Genomic DNA, 15,395 nt, shown 5'->3' with positions numbered 1-15,395 from the left:
ATATCAACAAATAGTGCATTTTGCCGTCAGCTTTATCAATACGCCAGAAGCTGCCTCAAATCAAAGCCTGTTCAGCACGCTTTCACTAAAATTGCCTCCCGATTAGCGTTTGCCGGTTAAAAACGGTCACCGGTAAACATTGTGACAGCCCGCATCCGCCATGGGTGCATGCTGAGTCAGGATAAATCTATGGAGCTGCTTTGTCCCGCCGGTAACCTGCCGGCCCTGAAGGCTGCGGTGGATAACGGCGCTGACGCCGTGTACATCGGCCTGAAAGATGATACCAACGCGCGCCACTTTGCCGGCCTCAACTTTACCGAGAAAAAGCTGCAGGAGGCGGTCGAGTACGTCCATCGCCACAACCGCAAGCTGCACATCGCCATCAATACCTTTGCCCACCCGGACGGCTACACCCGCTGGCAGCGGGCGGTGGATATGGCGGCTCAACTGGGTGCCGACGTGCTGATCCTCGCCGATTTGGCGATGCTGGAATACGCCGCCGAACGTTACCCGCAGTTGGAGCGCCACGTGTCGGTGCAGGCTTCTGCCACTAACGAAGAGGCAATTCGCTTCTACCAACGCCATTTCGACGTCGGTCGGGTGGTGCTGCCGCGCGTGCTGTCGATGCACCAGGTTAAACAGCTGGCGCGTACCAGCCCAGTGCCGCTGGAGGTTTTCGCCTTCGGCAGCCTGTGCATCATGGCCGAGGGGCGTTGCTACCTCTCCTCTTATCTGACCGGCGAATCCCCCAACACCGTCGGTGCCTGTTCGCCGGCACGCTACGTGCGCTGGCAGCAAACGGCTCAGGGTATGGAGTCGCGCCTGAACGGGGTGCTGATCGACCGCTACCGGGACGATGAAAATGCCGGCTACCCAACGCTGTGCAAGGGCCGCTATCTGGTGGATGACGTGCGCTACCACGCGCTGGAAGAGCCCACCAGCCTCAATACGCTGGAACTGCTGCCGGAGCTGTTGGCCGCCAATATCGCTTCGGTGAAAATTGAAGGCCGTCAGCGTAGCCCGGCCTATGTTAGCCAGGTTGCCCGCGTGTGGCGCCAGGCTATCGACCGCTGCCAGGCCGATCCGGCCGCTTATCAGGCCGAGGCCGGCTGGATGGAGGCGCTCGGCTCGATGTCCGAAGGCACCCAGACCACCCTCGGCGCCTATCATCGCAAATGGCAGTAGCAGGAGGACGCATGAAATACGCATTAGGCCCGGTGCTGTACTACTGGCCAAAAACCGAGATCGAAAGTTTTTATCAGCAGGCGGTGGAGAGCAGCGCGGAGATTATTTATCTCGGTGAAAGCGTCTGCACCAAGCGGCGTGAAATGAAGGTGGGCGACTGGCTGACGCTGGCACAAGAGATAGCCCGCAGCGGCAAGCAGGTGGTGATCTCTACCCTGGCCCTGTTACAGGCGCCGTCCGAACTGAACGAACTGAAACGTTATGTGGAAAACGGCGAATTCCTGATCGAAGCCAACGATCTGGGCACGGTGAACATGGCCGCGGAACGTGGCCTGCCGTTCGTCGCCGGTCACGCGCTGAATTGCTACAACGCCTATACCCTGCGCCTGCTGCACCGCCAGGGCATGACCCGCTGGTGTATGCCGGTCGAGCTGTCACGCGACTGGCTGGCCAAACTGTTGGCGCAGTGCGAAGAACTGGGCTTCCGCCAGCAGTTTGAGGTGGAGGTGCTCAGCTACGGTCACCTGCCGCTGGCCTATTCAGCACGCTGCTTCACCGCACGCTCTGAAGACCGCGCCAAGGACGAATGCGAAATCTGCTGCATTAAATACCCGCAAGGCCGCATGATGCGTTCGCAAGAACAGCAGCAGGTGTTCGTGCTCAACGGTATCCAGACCATGAGCGGCTACTGTTACAACCTGGGTAACGAATTGAGCAGTATGCAGGGGTTGGTAGACATCGTGCGCCTGTCGCCGCAGAGTGAGGAAACGCTCATGCTTGTCGACCGTTTTCGTGCCAACGAGCAAGGGGCGCAGCCGCTGGCCCTGGCCGATAAAGCCGACTGTAACGGCTACTGGCGCCGGGTCGCGGGGCTGGAATTGGTGTCTTGATCCGTTAAGAAAACACAAAGTTGCCGGGCAGGCGTAGCGCCACCCGGCAAGTCAGCCAGCAGCGACAACTACTCTTTGAAGAACCAGTATCCCTGATTTATCAGTTCTGTCAGCTCGGCCACAAAGGCCGGGTTTTGCAATGCATCACCCAGCTCCGGCTGGCCCAGCTCGGTATAGCGACACAGCGCATCGGCCGCACGATCGTCCACGGCATCCAGACGCTCGCTGTTGATGAAGAAGCTGTCGCCGATGTGCAGCACACGCAGGCCGCTCAGGCGAGTCAGGGTTTCACCGCTCATCAGCGCATTCAATACCTCTTCCGCTTCATAAGGGGGTTCCGCCATAGCGATATCCAGCTCATGACGTGGCGTAGTGGCAAAACGGCCAAACCACTGCTTAAAGTCTTCCGGTTGGGCGATCATTTCAAACATCATTGAGCGCAGGCGCTCAAGCTCATATTCTTCGACCCGGCCTGGATGTTCACGCAGGGTTAAATCAGGATCGCTGTAATGCGCGCCACCCAGATCGTTTTCCAGCGCGTAATCAGCAAAACTGCTGATCAAGTCGCGGCCGTTTGGCCCACGGAAACCCACTGAATAGTTGAACGCCGTTTCGTGGGTAAAGCCGTCGTGTGGGAAGCCAGGCGGGATGTACAGAATGTCGCCCGGTTCCAGGTCTTCATCAATGATCGGCTCGAACGGATCAACGTGCAGCAGCGCCGGGTGCGGGCAGAACTGACGCATCGGCAAGGCATCGCCTACGCGCCAGCGACGGCGGCCCATCCCCTGAATGATGAACACATCGTAGTTGTCGATATGCGGCCCCACACCGCCTCCCGGCACCGAGAAGGAGATCATCAGATCATCCAGGCGCCAGTCCGGCAAGGCGCGAAACGGGCGTACCAGCTCGGCTGAGGGCGCATGCCAGTGGTTAACCGCCTGCGCCAGCAGGGACCACCCCGTTTCACCGAGGTCATCGAAATGTTCAAACGGACCGTTGCTGGCCTGCCATTTTCCCTCAGTGTTACTCACCAGACGGCTGTCAACTTCAGGCTCCATCGCCAGCCCCGCCAGTTCGTCTGGCGTGATAGGATCGACAAAGTTCGGGAAGGCATTTTTCAAAACAACAGGTTTTTTCTGCCAGTATTTCTCTAAAAACTCGGGCCAGTTCAGGTTCAGTTGGTAAGCCATACAATCACACCAGTAAGAAAATTCACGGGCGTGATTATGCGAGACGGCGCGTTTGTCTACCTTGTTAAGGGTCAAGGAAATGGTGGGGCTCTCTAGCTGGAACGCTAATTAACCTGCCGTTTGCGGAACATACTGCGCAGCGCGACGCTGTTGCGTACGAAACCCACGCCGAAGCCCAGCAGGGTGTAAATAATCCCCAGCACCAGCAGCATCGCCACGTCTCCCCACACTTCGTTCAGCGACAACCCCATCTGGTTAACCCCCGCAACGGCCTTGGTTGCCCAGGTGGAGGGGATACTGTAGGAAATCGCCCGCACCCAGCCCGGCATCGCCTGCAGCGGCCAGATGGTGCCCGAAAGATAAAATATCGGCGTCGTAATAAACGCCAGAGTCAGGTAGATCATTTCGACGCTGCGCAGGCACTCCGTCACCAGCTTGCCCAAGCCCAACACCGCCAGCAAGAACGGGAAGGTCAGCAGCAGAATTTCCGCAATGCCCGCCGTTTGCCGGTAGCCCAGCACCCACGGCCACAGCACAAACAGCACGATCGACAGGAACAGCCAGATCGGCAGCAACGCCGTCAGCCCCCCCAGATGCGCCGCCAACGGCGCTTTACCGCCGGGCATACTCTTCATGGCAATGCTGACTCGCACGCAGGCAATCAACAGCGAGTGCTGCAGCAGCATCACCAGCAGGCCGGGAAAGATGATCGCCGCAAAGCTGATGCCCGGGTTGAACACATCCAACGTCTGCCCGACGATCGGCGTCAGGATCACCTGCGCCTGGCGCTCGCTGAAACCGCTGCGTAGCAGCAACCCGTTGTTGTACTGGGTCAGCAACTGCTGATAAGCCGCCACCACATCCTGCTGGATCTGCCCGTTGGCCAGGCGGTTGGTCGCATCGCCATACACCGGCACCACGATATTCTGGCCGCTCAGGATCTTCTTCTCCAGATCCACCGGCATGATGATCACCGCGAACAGCTTACGCCAGCCAAGATCCTGCTGTGCCTGCTCCAGGCTGTCATAGGTTTCAATGGCAATTTTGGAGGTGGCGTCCAGCTGACGGATCAGCTGGCGACTGGCGGTGCTGTGGTCCTGATCGATGACGCCCACCGGCAGATCCCATACCGTGCGGTTGGCATAGACCATGCTCATAACGCACAACGACAGGATCAACATCAGCCACATCGGCCGCTCCAGCATCCCGAGCAGCACCCGGACGAAGGTTTGCCAATAAAGTTTCATCCTGCACCCCCTTCTTTCAACAGCCGCGCCAACAGCCGATTACGCACCAGCAGTGCAGTCACCAGCGGATAAATAGACAGCAACGCACAGACGCTGAAGATGGCGCTGGCAGGGACTTGCCGCAGGAATACGTCAAACATGGCGTACAACGCATGAGTTAACGGCTCAATATTGGAGATAATGCGCGCCGGCAGCGGCATCGACAGTTCCGGCACCGCCATGCCCGAAAAGGTCAGCGCAATACTCACCAAAATGGCGATCAGGCTGTAGGCGGTGATGGTGCTACTGGTAAAGGTAAACAGCAGCAGGCCAATGCTCTGCGCCGCCATCACGTAGAAGAAGCCAATCATCAGCATAAACAGCGGATTGCCGCTGACGCGGGCGTCAAAAATGCCCACCAATGCGGCAATTTCAACCATCAGCAAGCTGGTGAAACATAAAGTATACGGCGCCAGCTTGCCGAGCAGCGCCAGGCTGAACGGCCGAGCCTTCAGCAAGGATTTGCTGCGCGCCAGCACGTAGATCATGCAGGTCACCACGAACAGCTGCAGCAGGTGGATGGTGGCGGCAAACTGTTGATAATAGATGTAGCTGCCGCTGGCGTTGAATAAGCTGCCGTAGGAAAGCGTCACGTCTGCCAGGGGCGGCAAGGTTTTGCCCATTTCGCCGGCGATGATGCTGCGGTAGCTGGCGTTGATTTCGGTCATCAGGCCGCTGAAGTCCTGGGTGGAATACAGCCCGGCGCCATAAAACAGCGCATTGTAGTACATCACCACGCTCGGCTGTTTGCCAGCCAGCGCGTTGGCCTCAAAATCCGGCGGCACGTACAGCAGCGCATAATCCTGCGCGCTACGCAGGCGATGCAGCGATTCCTGCAGCCCACCGGGGTAAGCCTCGACATGGGCGTGCGAACCGGCATCCAGACGGCGCGTCAGCGATTTGGATAACGGGCTGTGATCGCTGTCCACCACCGACACCGGCAGATCGAGCAAGGTCCCTTCCGAAAAGTTACTGCTGATCAGGCCAAACAGGATCAGCGGGAAGATCCAGCTCAGCCAGTGCACTACCGGGCTGCGAAAGGCAACCCGGCACTCGTTGCCAAACGCGTGACTGAAGCAGCGCCAGCCGGCCCTTACTCTTTCCATAGCCATAAGCTGCTCATCCCTGGGCGCAGGCCGTCTACCGGCTGTGACGGATACAGGCGCACTTCAAACGTTTTCAGATCGAAGTCCCCGGTAGCTCGGGTGGCACGTTTGGTGGCGTAGTCGCCGAGAGGGGCGATATAGCGCACTTCCGCCTCGATCATTTTGTCCTTCAAAGCCGGTACCCGCATCTGGACTTTGTCGCCCTTGCGGACGTGGGCCAGAATATCTTCACGCAGGTTAAACACGAAATAAGCGTCCGGTATGCGGATCAGCGTCAGTAACGGGCTGCCCGCATTCAGCAACTCCCCCACCTCCGCCGGTATTGGCCCGACTTCGCCGGTCACCGGGGCCAAAACCTGCAGGTCGTCCGTCTGGGCTTTCACCTGCAGCAAGTTTTCTTCCGCTGCTCGCAGTGCCGCAGCGTACTGCTGGCGTAATTCGACACGGTCGCCGTTAATCCCTTCGTCCAGGTTGGCCTTGGCCGCCTGCACCTGCTGGAAAGCGGTATCGCGCGCGCGGCGCGAACTGTCCAGTTCAGACTTCGAAATATAGCCTTTGCCGGCCACGCTCAGGTTACGGTTGTAGTCGTTCTGCGCGTTGCGATATTGGGCTTCGGATTGCGCCAGATTGGCACGCAGGTTGCGGATACTTTCTTCACGCGTGCCGTGCAACGACTGGTCGAGCTGCGCCTTGGCCTCATCGCGCGTCGCCTGCGCGGAACGCAGTTGCGCCATCAGTTCCGGGCTGTCGAGATGAATCATCACTTGCCCTGCCTGCACGTCGTCACCACGCTCCACCAGACGTTCAATCACTCGTCCCTTAGCCTTGGACGCCACAATCACCTCAGGCGCATCCACTTCGCCCTGCAACAGCAAATCCTGATTATGCGCGCGGAACAATATCGCCATGGCGATCGCCACCACCATCAACAGTAGGGTAAACAACGTCTTTTTTTTCATTCTCTCAGCTCCCTGAGCAGTAAGCGGCAGGTGGAATCATCATGTCCATATTTCAATAAACTCCCAAAAAAACCATTTTTCTCATGAGGATATCACAAGCACATATATCCTCTTTTATAACCATAAATTGGATTATGCTTTTAACACTAAAAGCACATTAAGCTTTGTAGTTTGCAGACTTCTGCAATCGCCCTTTAAGCGATCACCTTTTGATGGACGATGCCATGACTGAAAAAACTGCGGTACCCCTGTCGGTACTGGATTTATCCCCCATTCCCCAAGGGGCAAAGCCGCGTGACGCGTTTCACGCCTCTTTAGATTTAGCACAACATGCCGAAAAATGGGGTTATCAACGCTATTGGTTGGCGGAACATCACAACATGACCGGCATCGGCAGCGCCGCCACGTCGGTATTGCTGGGCTATCTGGCTTCCGGCACCCGGCATATTCGCCTCGGTTCCGGCGGCGTGATGCTGCCTAACCATTCGCCGCTGGTGATTGCCGAACAGTTCGGTACGCTGGAGTCCTTGTACCCTGGCCGCATCGACCTGGGCCTTGGCCGCGCGCCCGGTACCGATCAGCGCACCATGATGGCGCTACGCCGCCATCTGTCCAGCGAGGTGGATAACTTCCCCCGCGACGTTCAGGAACTGCAACATTACTTCTGCGATGCACAACCGGGCCAGCCGGTTCAGGCGGTACCCGGCCAAGGATTGCATGTCCCTCTCTGGTTGCTCGGTTCCAGTTTGTACAGCGCGCAGTTGGCGGCACAGCTCGGCCTGCCGTTCGCCTTCGCTTCTCACTTTGCGCCGGAGATGTTGTTTCAGGCGCTGAATCTGTACCGCGACAACTTCAAGGCTTCCGAGCAGTGCCAGCAGCCGCATGCGATGGTGTGCGTCAACGTGGTGGCCGCCGACAGCGATGCCGATGCACGCTTCCTGTTTACGTCGATGCAGCAGCAGTTCATCAACCTGCGCCGCGGCTCGCCGGGCCCATTGCCGGCGCCGGTGGACAATATCCACGCGCTGTGGACCGCCGGAGAACAGTACGGGGTTGATCAGGCACTGCGCATGTCGATCGTCGGTAACGAAAATACCGTGCGTCACGGGCTGCAAACGTTGCTCAACGAAACCGGTGCGGATGAGATCATGGTTAACGGCCAGATCTTCGACCATCAGGCGCGGTTACGTTCGTTTGAGATTGTCGCCGGAGTAAAAGACACGCTGGCGAAAGGGTAAGTCAACGCTGGGCCGCAGGGCAATCATTTCCCTTCACGCCCACCGTGCAAAACGGGGCAGCGCAATGCTGCCCCTGGCAGATTAGCGTTGGATCAGATAGCGGATGGTTGGCCCATCCTGCTGAATATCCAACACTTTGTAACCGTGATTCCGCGCGTCGAGCGGAATGTTGTTGATCGACTGCGGGCAGTCGCTGATCACTTCCAGGATCTCGCCCGGCTTCAACTGCGGCATCGCCTCCAGCGTGGCCACTGCCGGATACGGACAAGGTTCCCCCAGCATATCCAACCGATAATCTGGCACTATCGCCGCTTGCTTCATGACACACTCCTCAAATTAACCACCTGCGCATCGGGTTTGGCGCGGAAAAAGCGTTTCTCCCACCACAGCATGGCGGCAAACGCCAACGCCAGCAGCAGGTAAGTCACCAGCAGGCCGCCGATCGGCCCGAAAGTGTCCAGCAGGTTGATTTTGTCGTAATCTGTGGCCAGCGCCGGGGCCAGGTCATCCCAGTAGTAAGCCAGCAGGGTCGCGCCGATGATGTTACCCAGCCCCACCCACCAATAGTGCACCTGTCCTTCCACCGCGCGGTACATCCAGCCGGTTTCACAACCGCCGGCCAGCACGATGCCAAAACCAAACAGCAGCCCGCCCAGCACCGCATTGGGGCCGGCCCACATGATTTTCGGCGCGACACCCAACTGCACGTAGCTGAAAATGCCGATGGCGCTCACCGCCATGCCGATGATGATCGCTTTCGCCATATGCGTACGGCCGGTGATCCATAAATCGCGGAAGGCCGAGGTAAAGCAGATCTGCGCACGCTCAATCAACAGGCCAAAACCTATGCCGAACAGCATGGCGATCCCCAGCTTCGGCGCATCGAACAGCGTCCAAAGCGACCAGGCTACCGACAGGAAAAAAATCACCATGCCCAGACGGAAGCGGCGACGCGCCTGCTCAGGCTTTTGCGTCAGCGGCGCCGCGGCCTTCACCTTTTGTAATTTCACCGGGATACGGAACATCGGCAACAGGGTGAATTTGGCACCAAAGTAGGAGCCGGCCGCGGTCGCCAGCGCAAAGAACCAGGCATGCAGAGAGAACTGAGGAATACCGGTAAAGAACGCGGCCAGATTACAGCCCATCGCCAGGCGCGCACCAAAGCCGGCGATAATACCCCCCATCAGCGCCTGCACAATGCGAATACGATGCTGTGGCTGACGCAGCTTGATGTTATTGGCCCACAGCGCGGCGGCGATACAGCCGGCGAACATGCCGATGATCATCCTGCCGTCGATGCGCTGCAGCGGCGTGCCCTCAAGGCCGATAACCTTGAAGTAGCCCCATTGCTCGGGGTGCAGGCCGAACCACTGCAATACGTGGCCGCCCCAGCGGGTAAATTCGCCGGTTACCGCCCAGAAGGTACCGGTTAAACCGAAGTAGTAGGTGGAGAGGATCCCTGCGGCAATCACCGCGGGTAAAGGCGCCCAAAAGCGCACCAGGTATTGAGACTTGAACTGCTGCCAACTCATGGCATCTCCCGTGCGTAGTATCCATAAGAAAAAACCTTATAAATGATACGCCATTTTCCGCCATTTAACGGTGAATTTCAGGTATAAAAAAACCAGCCCGAAGGCTGGTTTCTTGGTCCGATTAACCGCAAGCGGTCAAATCAGATGTTATGCATCACCGAAACGGCGACGTGGTGCAGCCGGAGCGGCATCATCACGACGTGGAGCGCGTTGGCCGTCACGGTTGAAGTTACCGCCACGACGTTCGCCACCGTTGCCGGCAGGTGCAGCAGCACCGCCTTCACGACGATCACCGAAAGAACGACGACCTGGGTTTGCCCCTTCACGACGTTCGCCGTTGAATGGACGACCACCGCCACGACGCTCGCCGTTACCTGCACCAGCACCGCCTTCGCGACGCTCACGACGTTCATGCGGCTGTGCATCGCCCAGCAGTTGCATGTTCATCGGTTTGTTCAGAATGCGGGTACGGGTGAAGTGAGACAGGATCTCGCCCGGCATGCCTTTTGGCAGTTCGATGGTGGAGTGACCAGCAAACAGCTTGATGTTACCGATGTAACGGCTGCTGATGTCACCTTCGTTAGCGATCGCGCCAACGATATGACGAACTTCAACACCGTCATCACGGCCCACTTCAATGCGGTACAGCTGCATTTCGCCAACGTCACGACGCTCACGACGTGGGCGATCTGCGCCACCGTCACGGCTGTCTGGACGTGCGTCACGACGACGGTCGTTACCGCGGTCGTCACGGTCGTTGAATTCACGACGCTGACGTGGTTTGAACACGGGATCCGGTGGCAGGATCAGAGGACGTTCGCCCTGTGCCATTTTCAGCAGTGCTGCGGCCAGGGTTTCCATTTCCAGCTCTTCTTCCGGCTGCAGTTTAGCCAGCAGTGCGCGGTACATGTCCAGATCGCTGCTTTCCAGCTGTTGCTGTACTTTAGCGGCGAACTTGGCCAGACGACGCTCACCCAGCAGTTCTGCGTTTGGCAGTTCAACTTCTGGAATGGTCAGCTTCATGGTGCGTTCGATGTTGCGCAGCAGGCGACGTTCGCGGTTTTCTACGAACAGCAGCGCACGGCCGGCACGACCTGCACGGCCAGTACGGCCGATACGGTGAACGTAAGACTCTGAATCCATAGGGATGTCATAGTTTACCACCAGGCTGATACGCTCAACGTCCAGGCCACGAGCAGCCACGTCGGTTGCGATCAGGATGTCCAGACGACCATCTTTCAGGCGCTCCAGGGTCTGCTCACGCAGCGCCTGGTTCATGTCGCCGTTCAGTGCGGCGCTGCTGTAACCGCTGCGCTCCAGCGCTTCAGCCACTTCCAGGGTCGCGTTTTTGGTACGTACGAAGATAATCGCCGCATCAAAGTCTTCCGCTTCCAGGAAACGCACCAGCGCTTCGTTTTTACGCATGCCGTGCACAGTCCAGTAGCTCTGGCTGATGTCCGGACGGGTAGTGATGCTGGATTGAATGCGCACTTCCTGCGGCTCTTTCATAAAGCGGCGGGTAATGCGACGGATCGCTTCCGGCATGGTTGCAGAGAACAGTGCGGTCTGATGTTCAGCCGGGATCTCTGCCATGATGGTTTCTACGTCTTCGATAAAGCCCATGCGCAGCATTTCGTCGGCTTCATCCAGCACCAGACCGCTCAGGTTAGAGAGGTTCAGGGTGCCACGCTTCAGGTGGTCCAGCAGACGGCCTGGAGTCCCTACTACAATTTGCGGGCCCTGACGCAGAGCGCGCAGCTGCACGTCATAACGCTGGCCGCCGTACAGGGCCACGACGTTAACGCCATGCATGTGTTTGGAGAAATCGGTCATCGCTTCAGCAACCTGAACCGCCAGTTCGCGGGTCGGTGCCAGCACCAGGATCTGAGGTGCTTTCAGGGAAGCGTCAAGGTTGTGCAGCAATGGCAGCGAGAACGCCGCAGTTTTGCCGCTACCGGTCTGTGCCATGCCCAGCACATCACGGCCGTTCAACAGGTGAGGAATACACTCAGCCTGGATCGGTGAAGGTTTTTCGTAGCCCAGATCGGTCAGGGCAGAAATGATCGGAGCAGACAGCCCCAGGTCAGCAAAAGAGGTTTCAAGCTCAGTAGTCATGTACACGTGCCTCATTAATAATGGCAGCCAGTCTACATAACTCGTCGAGAAAATTTTCAGTCATTTTCATTGAAAAGTGTGAACCGGCTCAAATTAGATTATAAAACGAACAAAAAAGCCCTCGCCCGTTAAGACGATAACTTTGGCAAAAAACCAATGTATATCAGGCTGATAGTTGTTCGTCAGCTATTGCTGGTCCGATTCCGATAGGTCGTCTTGTTCTTGGCCTAACAGCGCCAATTCCAACAATGCATAGCGGTGCTCAACGAAGTTATGAACGTTGTTAGCGACCGTCAGTTTGAACAGCGCCGAAGCGGTGTCCTTGTCCCCCAGACTTAGGTAATGCTTACCTAAATAGAAGTCAGTTTCACTGAGATGCTCAGCGAGCGAAGTGTTATCCGTTGCATCTGCCTTGAGCCTTTCCATCAGCGTTTTTTCACTGATGTTGCCCAGGTAGAATTCGACAATATTCCATCCCCATTGCCCTCGGTTCGCTTTGTCATAACGCTGCTGGAGCGCTACGTCAGCCTTCTTGGGATCGATTTCTCTTTCCACCAGATAAAGCCACAACGAACGGAAGGGATCGTTTGGGTCGTCTTGATAAAACGCCTGCAGATCATCCTGCGCCAACGGGAAGCGGCCGCCATAATACAGTGCGATGCCCCGGTTTAAACGCGCGTAATTGTAAGTTGGATCAAGCTCTAGTACAGAATCAAACGCTTCATAGGCAGCATCAAAATTGCCTGCCTGCGTTAAGTAAATGCCCAGGTAGTTGAAAACTTCTGGCATATCAGGACGTATCGCCAGCGCTTGCGAGAAATCATTGCGCGCCAGTGCACGTAGCCCGAGGCTATCATACAGCACACCGCGCTCATATAAAAGCTGCGCACGCTCATCGTCCGTCAGTGCCCGGCTGGCAAGTATTTGTTCCATGCGCGCCAGGATCACTTCCTGCTGCAGAGTTGGCTGCAACGGGATCGCCAAAACTTCGTCTTTACGCCAATCATGGTTGCTGCATCCTGCCAGCATGAGTGCTGTCGCAACGTAACACCAGCGCAAGAAAGGCTTCATTTCCCACTCCCGAAGACAAACATTGGATGAACATCCTTTCATCCGTTTGCTAATACGCAGGCATCCTACCCGCGCGATACGAACAGCTCCCAACCCCATGGCCGGGAGCTGTAAATCTATCTATACAGTTATTCTGCTTCAGGCGCAGGTGAACCTGCTTCTGGTGCGGTCGCTTCTTTGATGCTCAGACGCACGCGGCCCTGACGGTCAACTTCCAGTACCTTAACCGGCACTTCCTGACCCATCTGCAGATAGTCGGTCACTTTCTCAACGCGCTTGTCAGCGATTTGAGAGATGTGCACCAGACCTTCTTTACCGCCGCCGATCGCCACGAATGCGCCGAAATCAACGATACGGGTAACTTTACCCTGGTAAATACGGCCCACTTCGATCTCGGCAGTGATCTCTTCGATGCGGCGAATAGCGAATTTCGCTTTCTCACCGTCGGTAGCAGCGATTTTAACTGTACCATCATCTTCGATTTCGATGGTAGTACCGGTCTCTTCAGTCAGCGCACGGATGACAGAACCGCCTTTACCAATCACGTCTTTGATCTTGTCCGGGTTGATTCGGATAGTGTGAATACGTGGTGCGAACTGAGAGATATCGCCACGCGGAGTGCTGATAGCCTGCTCCATTACGCCCAGGATGTGCAGACGCGCGCCCTTGGCCTGGTTCAGAGCAACCTGCATGATTTCGCGGGTGATGCCTTCAATTTTAATGTCCATCTGCAGCGCGGTGATACCGTCACGGCTACCGGCCACTTTGAAGTCCATGTCGCCCAGGTGATCTTCGTCACCCAGAATGTCGGACAGAACCACAAAGTTATCTTGTTCTTTCACCAGGCCCATTGCGATACCCGCAACGGCGGCTTTGATTGGCACACCTGCGTCCATCAGCGCCAGAGAAGCGCCACAGACTGAAGCCATGGAAGAAGAACCGTTGGATTCGGTGATTTCAGAAACCACACGCACCGTGTACGGGAAATCTTCTGCTTTAGGCATCATAGCCAATACGCCGCGTTTCGCCAGGCGACCGTGACCAATTTCACGACGTTTAGGCGAACCTACCATCCCGGTCTCACCAACGGAGTACGGAGGGAAGTTGTAGTGGAACAGGAAGCTGTCGGTTTTCTCGCCCATCAGCTCATCCAGGTTCTGCGCATCACGGGCAGTACCCAGAGTAGCAGTAACCAGAGCCTGAGTCTCACCACGGGTGAACAGTGCGGAACCGTGGGTACGCGGCAGTACGCCGGTGCGCACGTCCAGACCACGGATCATGTCTTTTTCGCGGCCGTCGATACGCGGCTCGCCACGCAGCACGCGGCTACGAACGACGTTTTTCTCAACGCTGCCCAGGATGTCCTGAATTTCAGACGCGTCCAGGGTTTCGTCCTGTGCCAGCAGGGTTTCAACAACGCTGCTCTTGATCGCATCTACCTGAGCGTAACGCTCTTGTTTTTCGGTGATGTGATAAGCGTCACCCAAGCGGCCTTCTGCCAGTTCTGCAACGCGTGCGTGCAGCGCTTCGTTGACTGCAGGTGCCTGCCAGTCCCACTTAGGCTTGCCGGCTTCGGCAACCAGGGAATTGATGTTCTCGATAACGATCTGCTGTTGCTCGTGGCCAAAGACCACCGCGCCCAGCATCTGATCTTCGCTCAGAACGTCAGCTTCGGATTCAACCATCAATACTGCGCCTGCGGTACCGGCAACCACCAAGTCCAGGCTGCTTTCTTTCAGCTCGTCGGTAGTCGGGTTCAGCACGTACTGGTTGTTGATGTAACCCACGCGAGCAGAACCGATTGGGCCATTGAACGGAATACCGGACAGGCTCAGGGCTGCAGAAGCGCCGATCATCGCAACGATGTCCGGGTTAACCTGCGGGTTAACGGAAACCACGGTCGCAATGACCTGAACTTCGTTCAGGAAGCTGTCCGGGAACAGTGGACGGATCGGACGGTCAATCAGACGGGAGGTCAGGGTTTCGCCTTCGCTCGGACGGCCTTCACGACGGAAGAAGCTGCCCGGGATACGACCAGCAGCGTAGGTACGCTCCTGATAGTTAACGGTCAGTGGGAAGAAGCTCTGGCCTGGTTTGGCTTTTTTCTGGCCGACTACGGTAACGAATACGGCGGTGTCATCCATGCTCACCATCACGGCGGCGGTGGCTTGACGAGCCATCATACCGGTCTCGATAGTGACGGTATGCTGGCCATATTGGAATTTGCGAATGATCGGTGTCAGCAAAATTATATCCTTAGATTAGGCGCGCAATCGTATTGACGACTCGACACGCCAGTGACTCGATTTGCCTTCTCACTACATCCTCGCGACTAATGACAATCCTTATCTCAAGCCTGAGACAAAGCCTCTCATTAGCCGCGCGAACCTCTGTAATGGAAGATCCTGTTTGGAAACATCAGTAATACATTAACCTGATTTGCTTATGCTTCCTAGAAGAAAGGGGCCCAAATAGGCCCCTTTCCGCTGAAACTCGCTAGATTAGCGACGCAGACCCAGACGCTCGATCAGGCTGGTGTAACGTGCTACATCTTTACGCTTCAGGTAGTCCAGCAGCTTACGACGCTGAGAAACCATACGCAGCAGACCACGACGGCTGTGGTGATCTTTTTTGTGCTCTGAGAAGTGGCCTTGCAGATGGTTGATCTGCGCAGTCAACAGGGCAACCTGAACTTCGGAAGAACCGCTGTCGTTAGTACCACGACCGAAATCAGCTACGATTTTAGCTTTAGCTTCAACACTTAGAGACATTGTAATACTCCAGATTATAGATAATAAATACAGGCGCCGATCTCTAATTCAG

At 56.7% G+C, this 15,395-nt stretch carries 14 protein-coding genes; 3 read left to right on the top strand and 11 right to left on the bottom strand.

Going from position 1 to position 15,395, the window contains the following annotated elements; translation table 11 throughout:
- The first annotated feature begins 189 nt into the window (after positions 1–189).
- Both ubiU and LQ945_RS15470 read left to right on the top strand, forming a co-directional pair.
- Positions 190–1,185: a ubiquinone anaerobic biosynthesis protein UbiU gene (ubiU, locus tag LQ945_RS15475; RefSeq protein ID WP_270101138.1), complete on the top strand. Its 996-nt coding sequence runs from the start codon at positions 190–192 to the stop codon at positions 1,183–1,185.
- Between the two features lie 11 nt (positions 1,186–1,196).
- Complete coding sequence (locus LQ945_RS15470; RefSeq protein ID WP_270101137.1) at positions 1,197–2,075, top strand: U32 family peptidase; 879 nt, start codon at positions 1,197–1,199, stop codon at positions 2,073–2,075.
- Between the two features lie 68 nt (positions 2,076–2,143).
- Here LQ945_RS15470 and LQ945_RS15465 read toward each other — a convergent pair whose 3' ends face one another.
- The 4 genes from LQ945_RS15465 to LQ945_RS15450 all read right to left on the bottom strand — a co-directional run bounded on the left by LQ945_RS15465 (position 2,144) and on the right by LQ945_RS15450 (position 6,616).
- The gene (locus tag LQ945_RS15465) at positions 2,144–3,265 is read right to left on the bottom strand and encodes a cupin domain-containing protein (RefSeq protein ID WP_270101136.1); all 1,122 of its coding nucleotides are present in this window, start codon (positions 3,263–3,265) and stop codon (positions 2,144–2,146) included.
- A 104-nt stretch (positions 3,266–3,369) separates the two neighbouring features.
- Complete coding sequence (locus tag LQ945_RS15460; protein WP_270101135.1) at positions 3,370–4,512, bottom strand: ABC transporter permease; 1,143 nt, start codon at positions 4,510–4,512, stop codon at positions 3,370–3,372.
- Positions 4,509–5,663, bottom strand: coding sequence for an ABC transporter permease (locus LQ945_RS15455; RefSeq protein WP_044553971.1), 1,155 nt, complete (start codon positions 5,661–5,663; stop codon positions 4,509–4,511). Before LQ945_RS15455 ends, LQ945_RS15460 begins: the two co-directional genes overlap by 4 nt.
- The gene (locus tag LQ945_RS15450) at positions 5,645–6,616 is read right to left on the bottom strand and encodes an HlyD family secretion protein (RefSeq protein WP_044553970.1); all 972 of its coding nucleotides are present in this window, start codon (positions 6,614–6,616) and stop codon (positions 5,645–5,647) included. The genes LQ945_RS15455 and LQ945_RS15450 overlap by 19 nt, the downstream gene beginning before the upstream one ends.
- A 224-nt stretch (positions 6,617–6,840) precedes the next feature.
- Between LQ945_RS15450 and LQ945_RS15445 the strand changes: the two genes are divergently transcribed.
- Complete coding sequence (locus tag LQ945_RS15445) at positions 6,841–7,854, top strand: luciferase-like monooxygenase (RefSeq protein WP_270101134.1); 1,014 nt, start codon at positions 6,841–6,843, stop codon at positions 7,852–7,854.
- 81 nt (positions 7,855–7,935) lie between these two features.
- Here LQ945_RS15445 and yedF read toward each other — a convergent pair whose 3' ends face one another.
- The 7 genes from yedF to rpsO form a co-directional block, all read right to left on the bottom strand.
- Positions 7,936–8,175 carry a sulfurtransferase-like selenium metabolism protein YedF gene (yedF, locus tag LQ945_RS15440; protein ID WP_004952879.1) on the bottom strand — a complete coding sequence of 80 codons (240 nt, stop codon included), beginning with the start codon at positions 8,173–8,175 and terminating at the stop codon, positions 7,936–7,938.
- On the bottom strand, positions 8,172–9,386 hold the full coding sequence (gene yedE / locus LQ945_RS15435) for a selenium metabolism membrane protein YedE/FdhT (RefSeq protein ID WP_044553968.1): 1,215 nt from the start codon (positions 9,384–9,386) through the stop codon (positions 8,172–8,174). The genes yedF and yedE overlap by 4 nt, the downstream gene beginning before the upstream one ends.
- Positions 9,387–9,533: 147 nt before the next feature.
- Positions 9,534–11,501, bottom strand: a complete 1,968-nt coding sequence (locus LQ945_RS15430; protein WP_044553967.1) for a DEAD/DEAH family ATP-dependent RNA helicase — start codon at positions 11,499–11,501, stop codon at positions 9,534–9,536.
- Positions 11,491–11,565 carry a protein YrbN gene (gene yrbN / locus LQ945_RS24905; protein WP_223499600.1) on the bottom strand — a complete coding sequence of 25 codons (75 nt, stop codon included), beginning with the start codon at positions 11,563–11,565 and terminating at the stop codon, positions 11,491–11,493. Before yrbN ends, LQ945_RS15430 begins: the two co-directional genes overlap by 11 nt.
- A gap of 122 nt (positions 11,566–11,687) precedes the next feature.
- Positions 11,688–12,572 carry a lipoprotein NlpI gene (gene nlpI / locus LQ945_RS15425; RefSeq protein WP_012004952.1) on the bottom strand — a complete coding sequence of 295 codons (885 nt, stop codon included), beginning with the start codon at positions 12,570–12,572 and terminating at the stop codon, positions 11,688–11,690.
- A 128-nt stretch (positions 12,573–12,700) separates the two neighbouring features.
- Positions 12,701–14,818 (bottom strand): polyribonucleotide nucleotidyltransferase, encoded by a 2,118-nt coding sequence (pnp, locus tag LQ945_RS15420; RefSeq protein WP_269935744.1) that lies wholly within the window; start codon positions 14,816–14,818, stop codon positions 12,701–12,703.
- Positions 14,819–15,073: 255 nt separating this feature from the next.
- Positions 15,074–15,343, bottom strand: coding sequence for a 30S ribosomal protein S15 (gene rpsO / locus LQ945_RS15415; protein WP_012004950.1), 270 nt, complete (start codon positions 15,341–15,343; stop codon positions 15,074–15,076).
- Between the last annotated feature and the right edge of the window lie 52 nt (positions 15,344–15,395).

The sequence above is a fragment of the Serratia liquefaciens genome (assembly GCF_027594825.1).
Classification (GTDB): domain Bacteria; phylum Pseudomonadota; class Gammaproteobacteria; order Enterobacterales; family Enterobacteriaceae; genus Serratia; species Serratia liquefaciens_A.
Note: the sequence above shows the minus strand (reverse complement) of the source record. Positions and strands in the feature narration are given on the sequence as shown.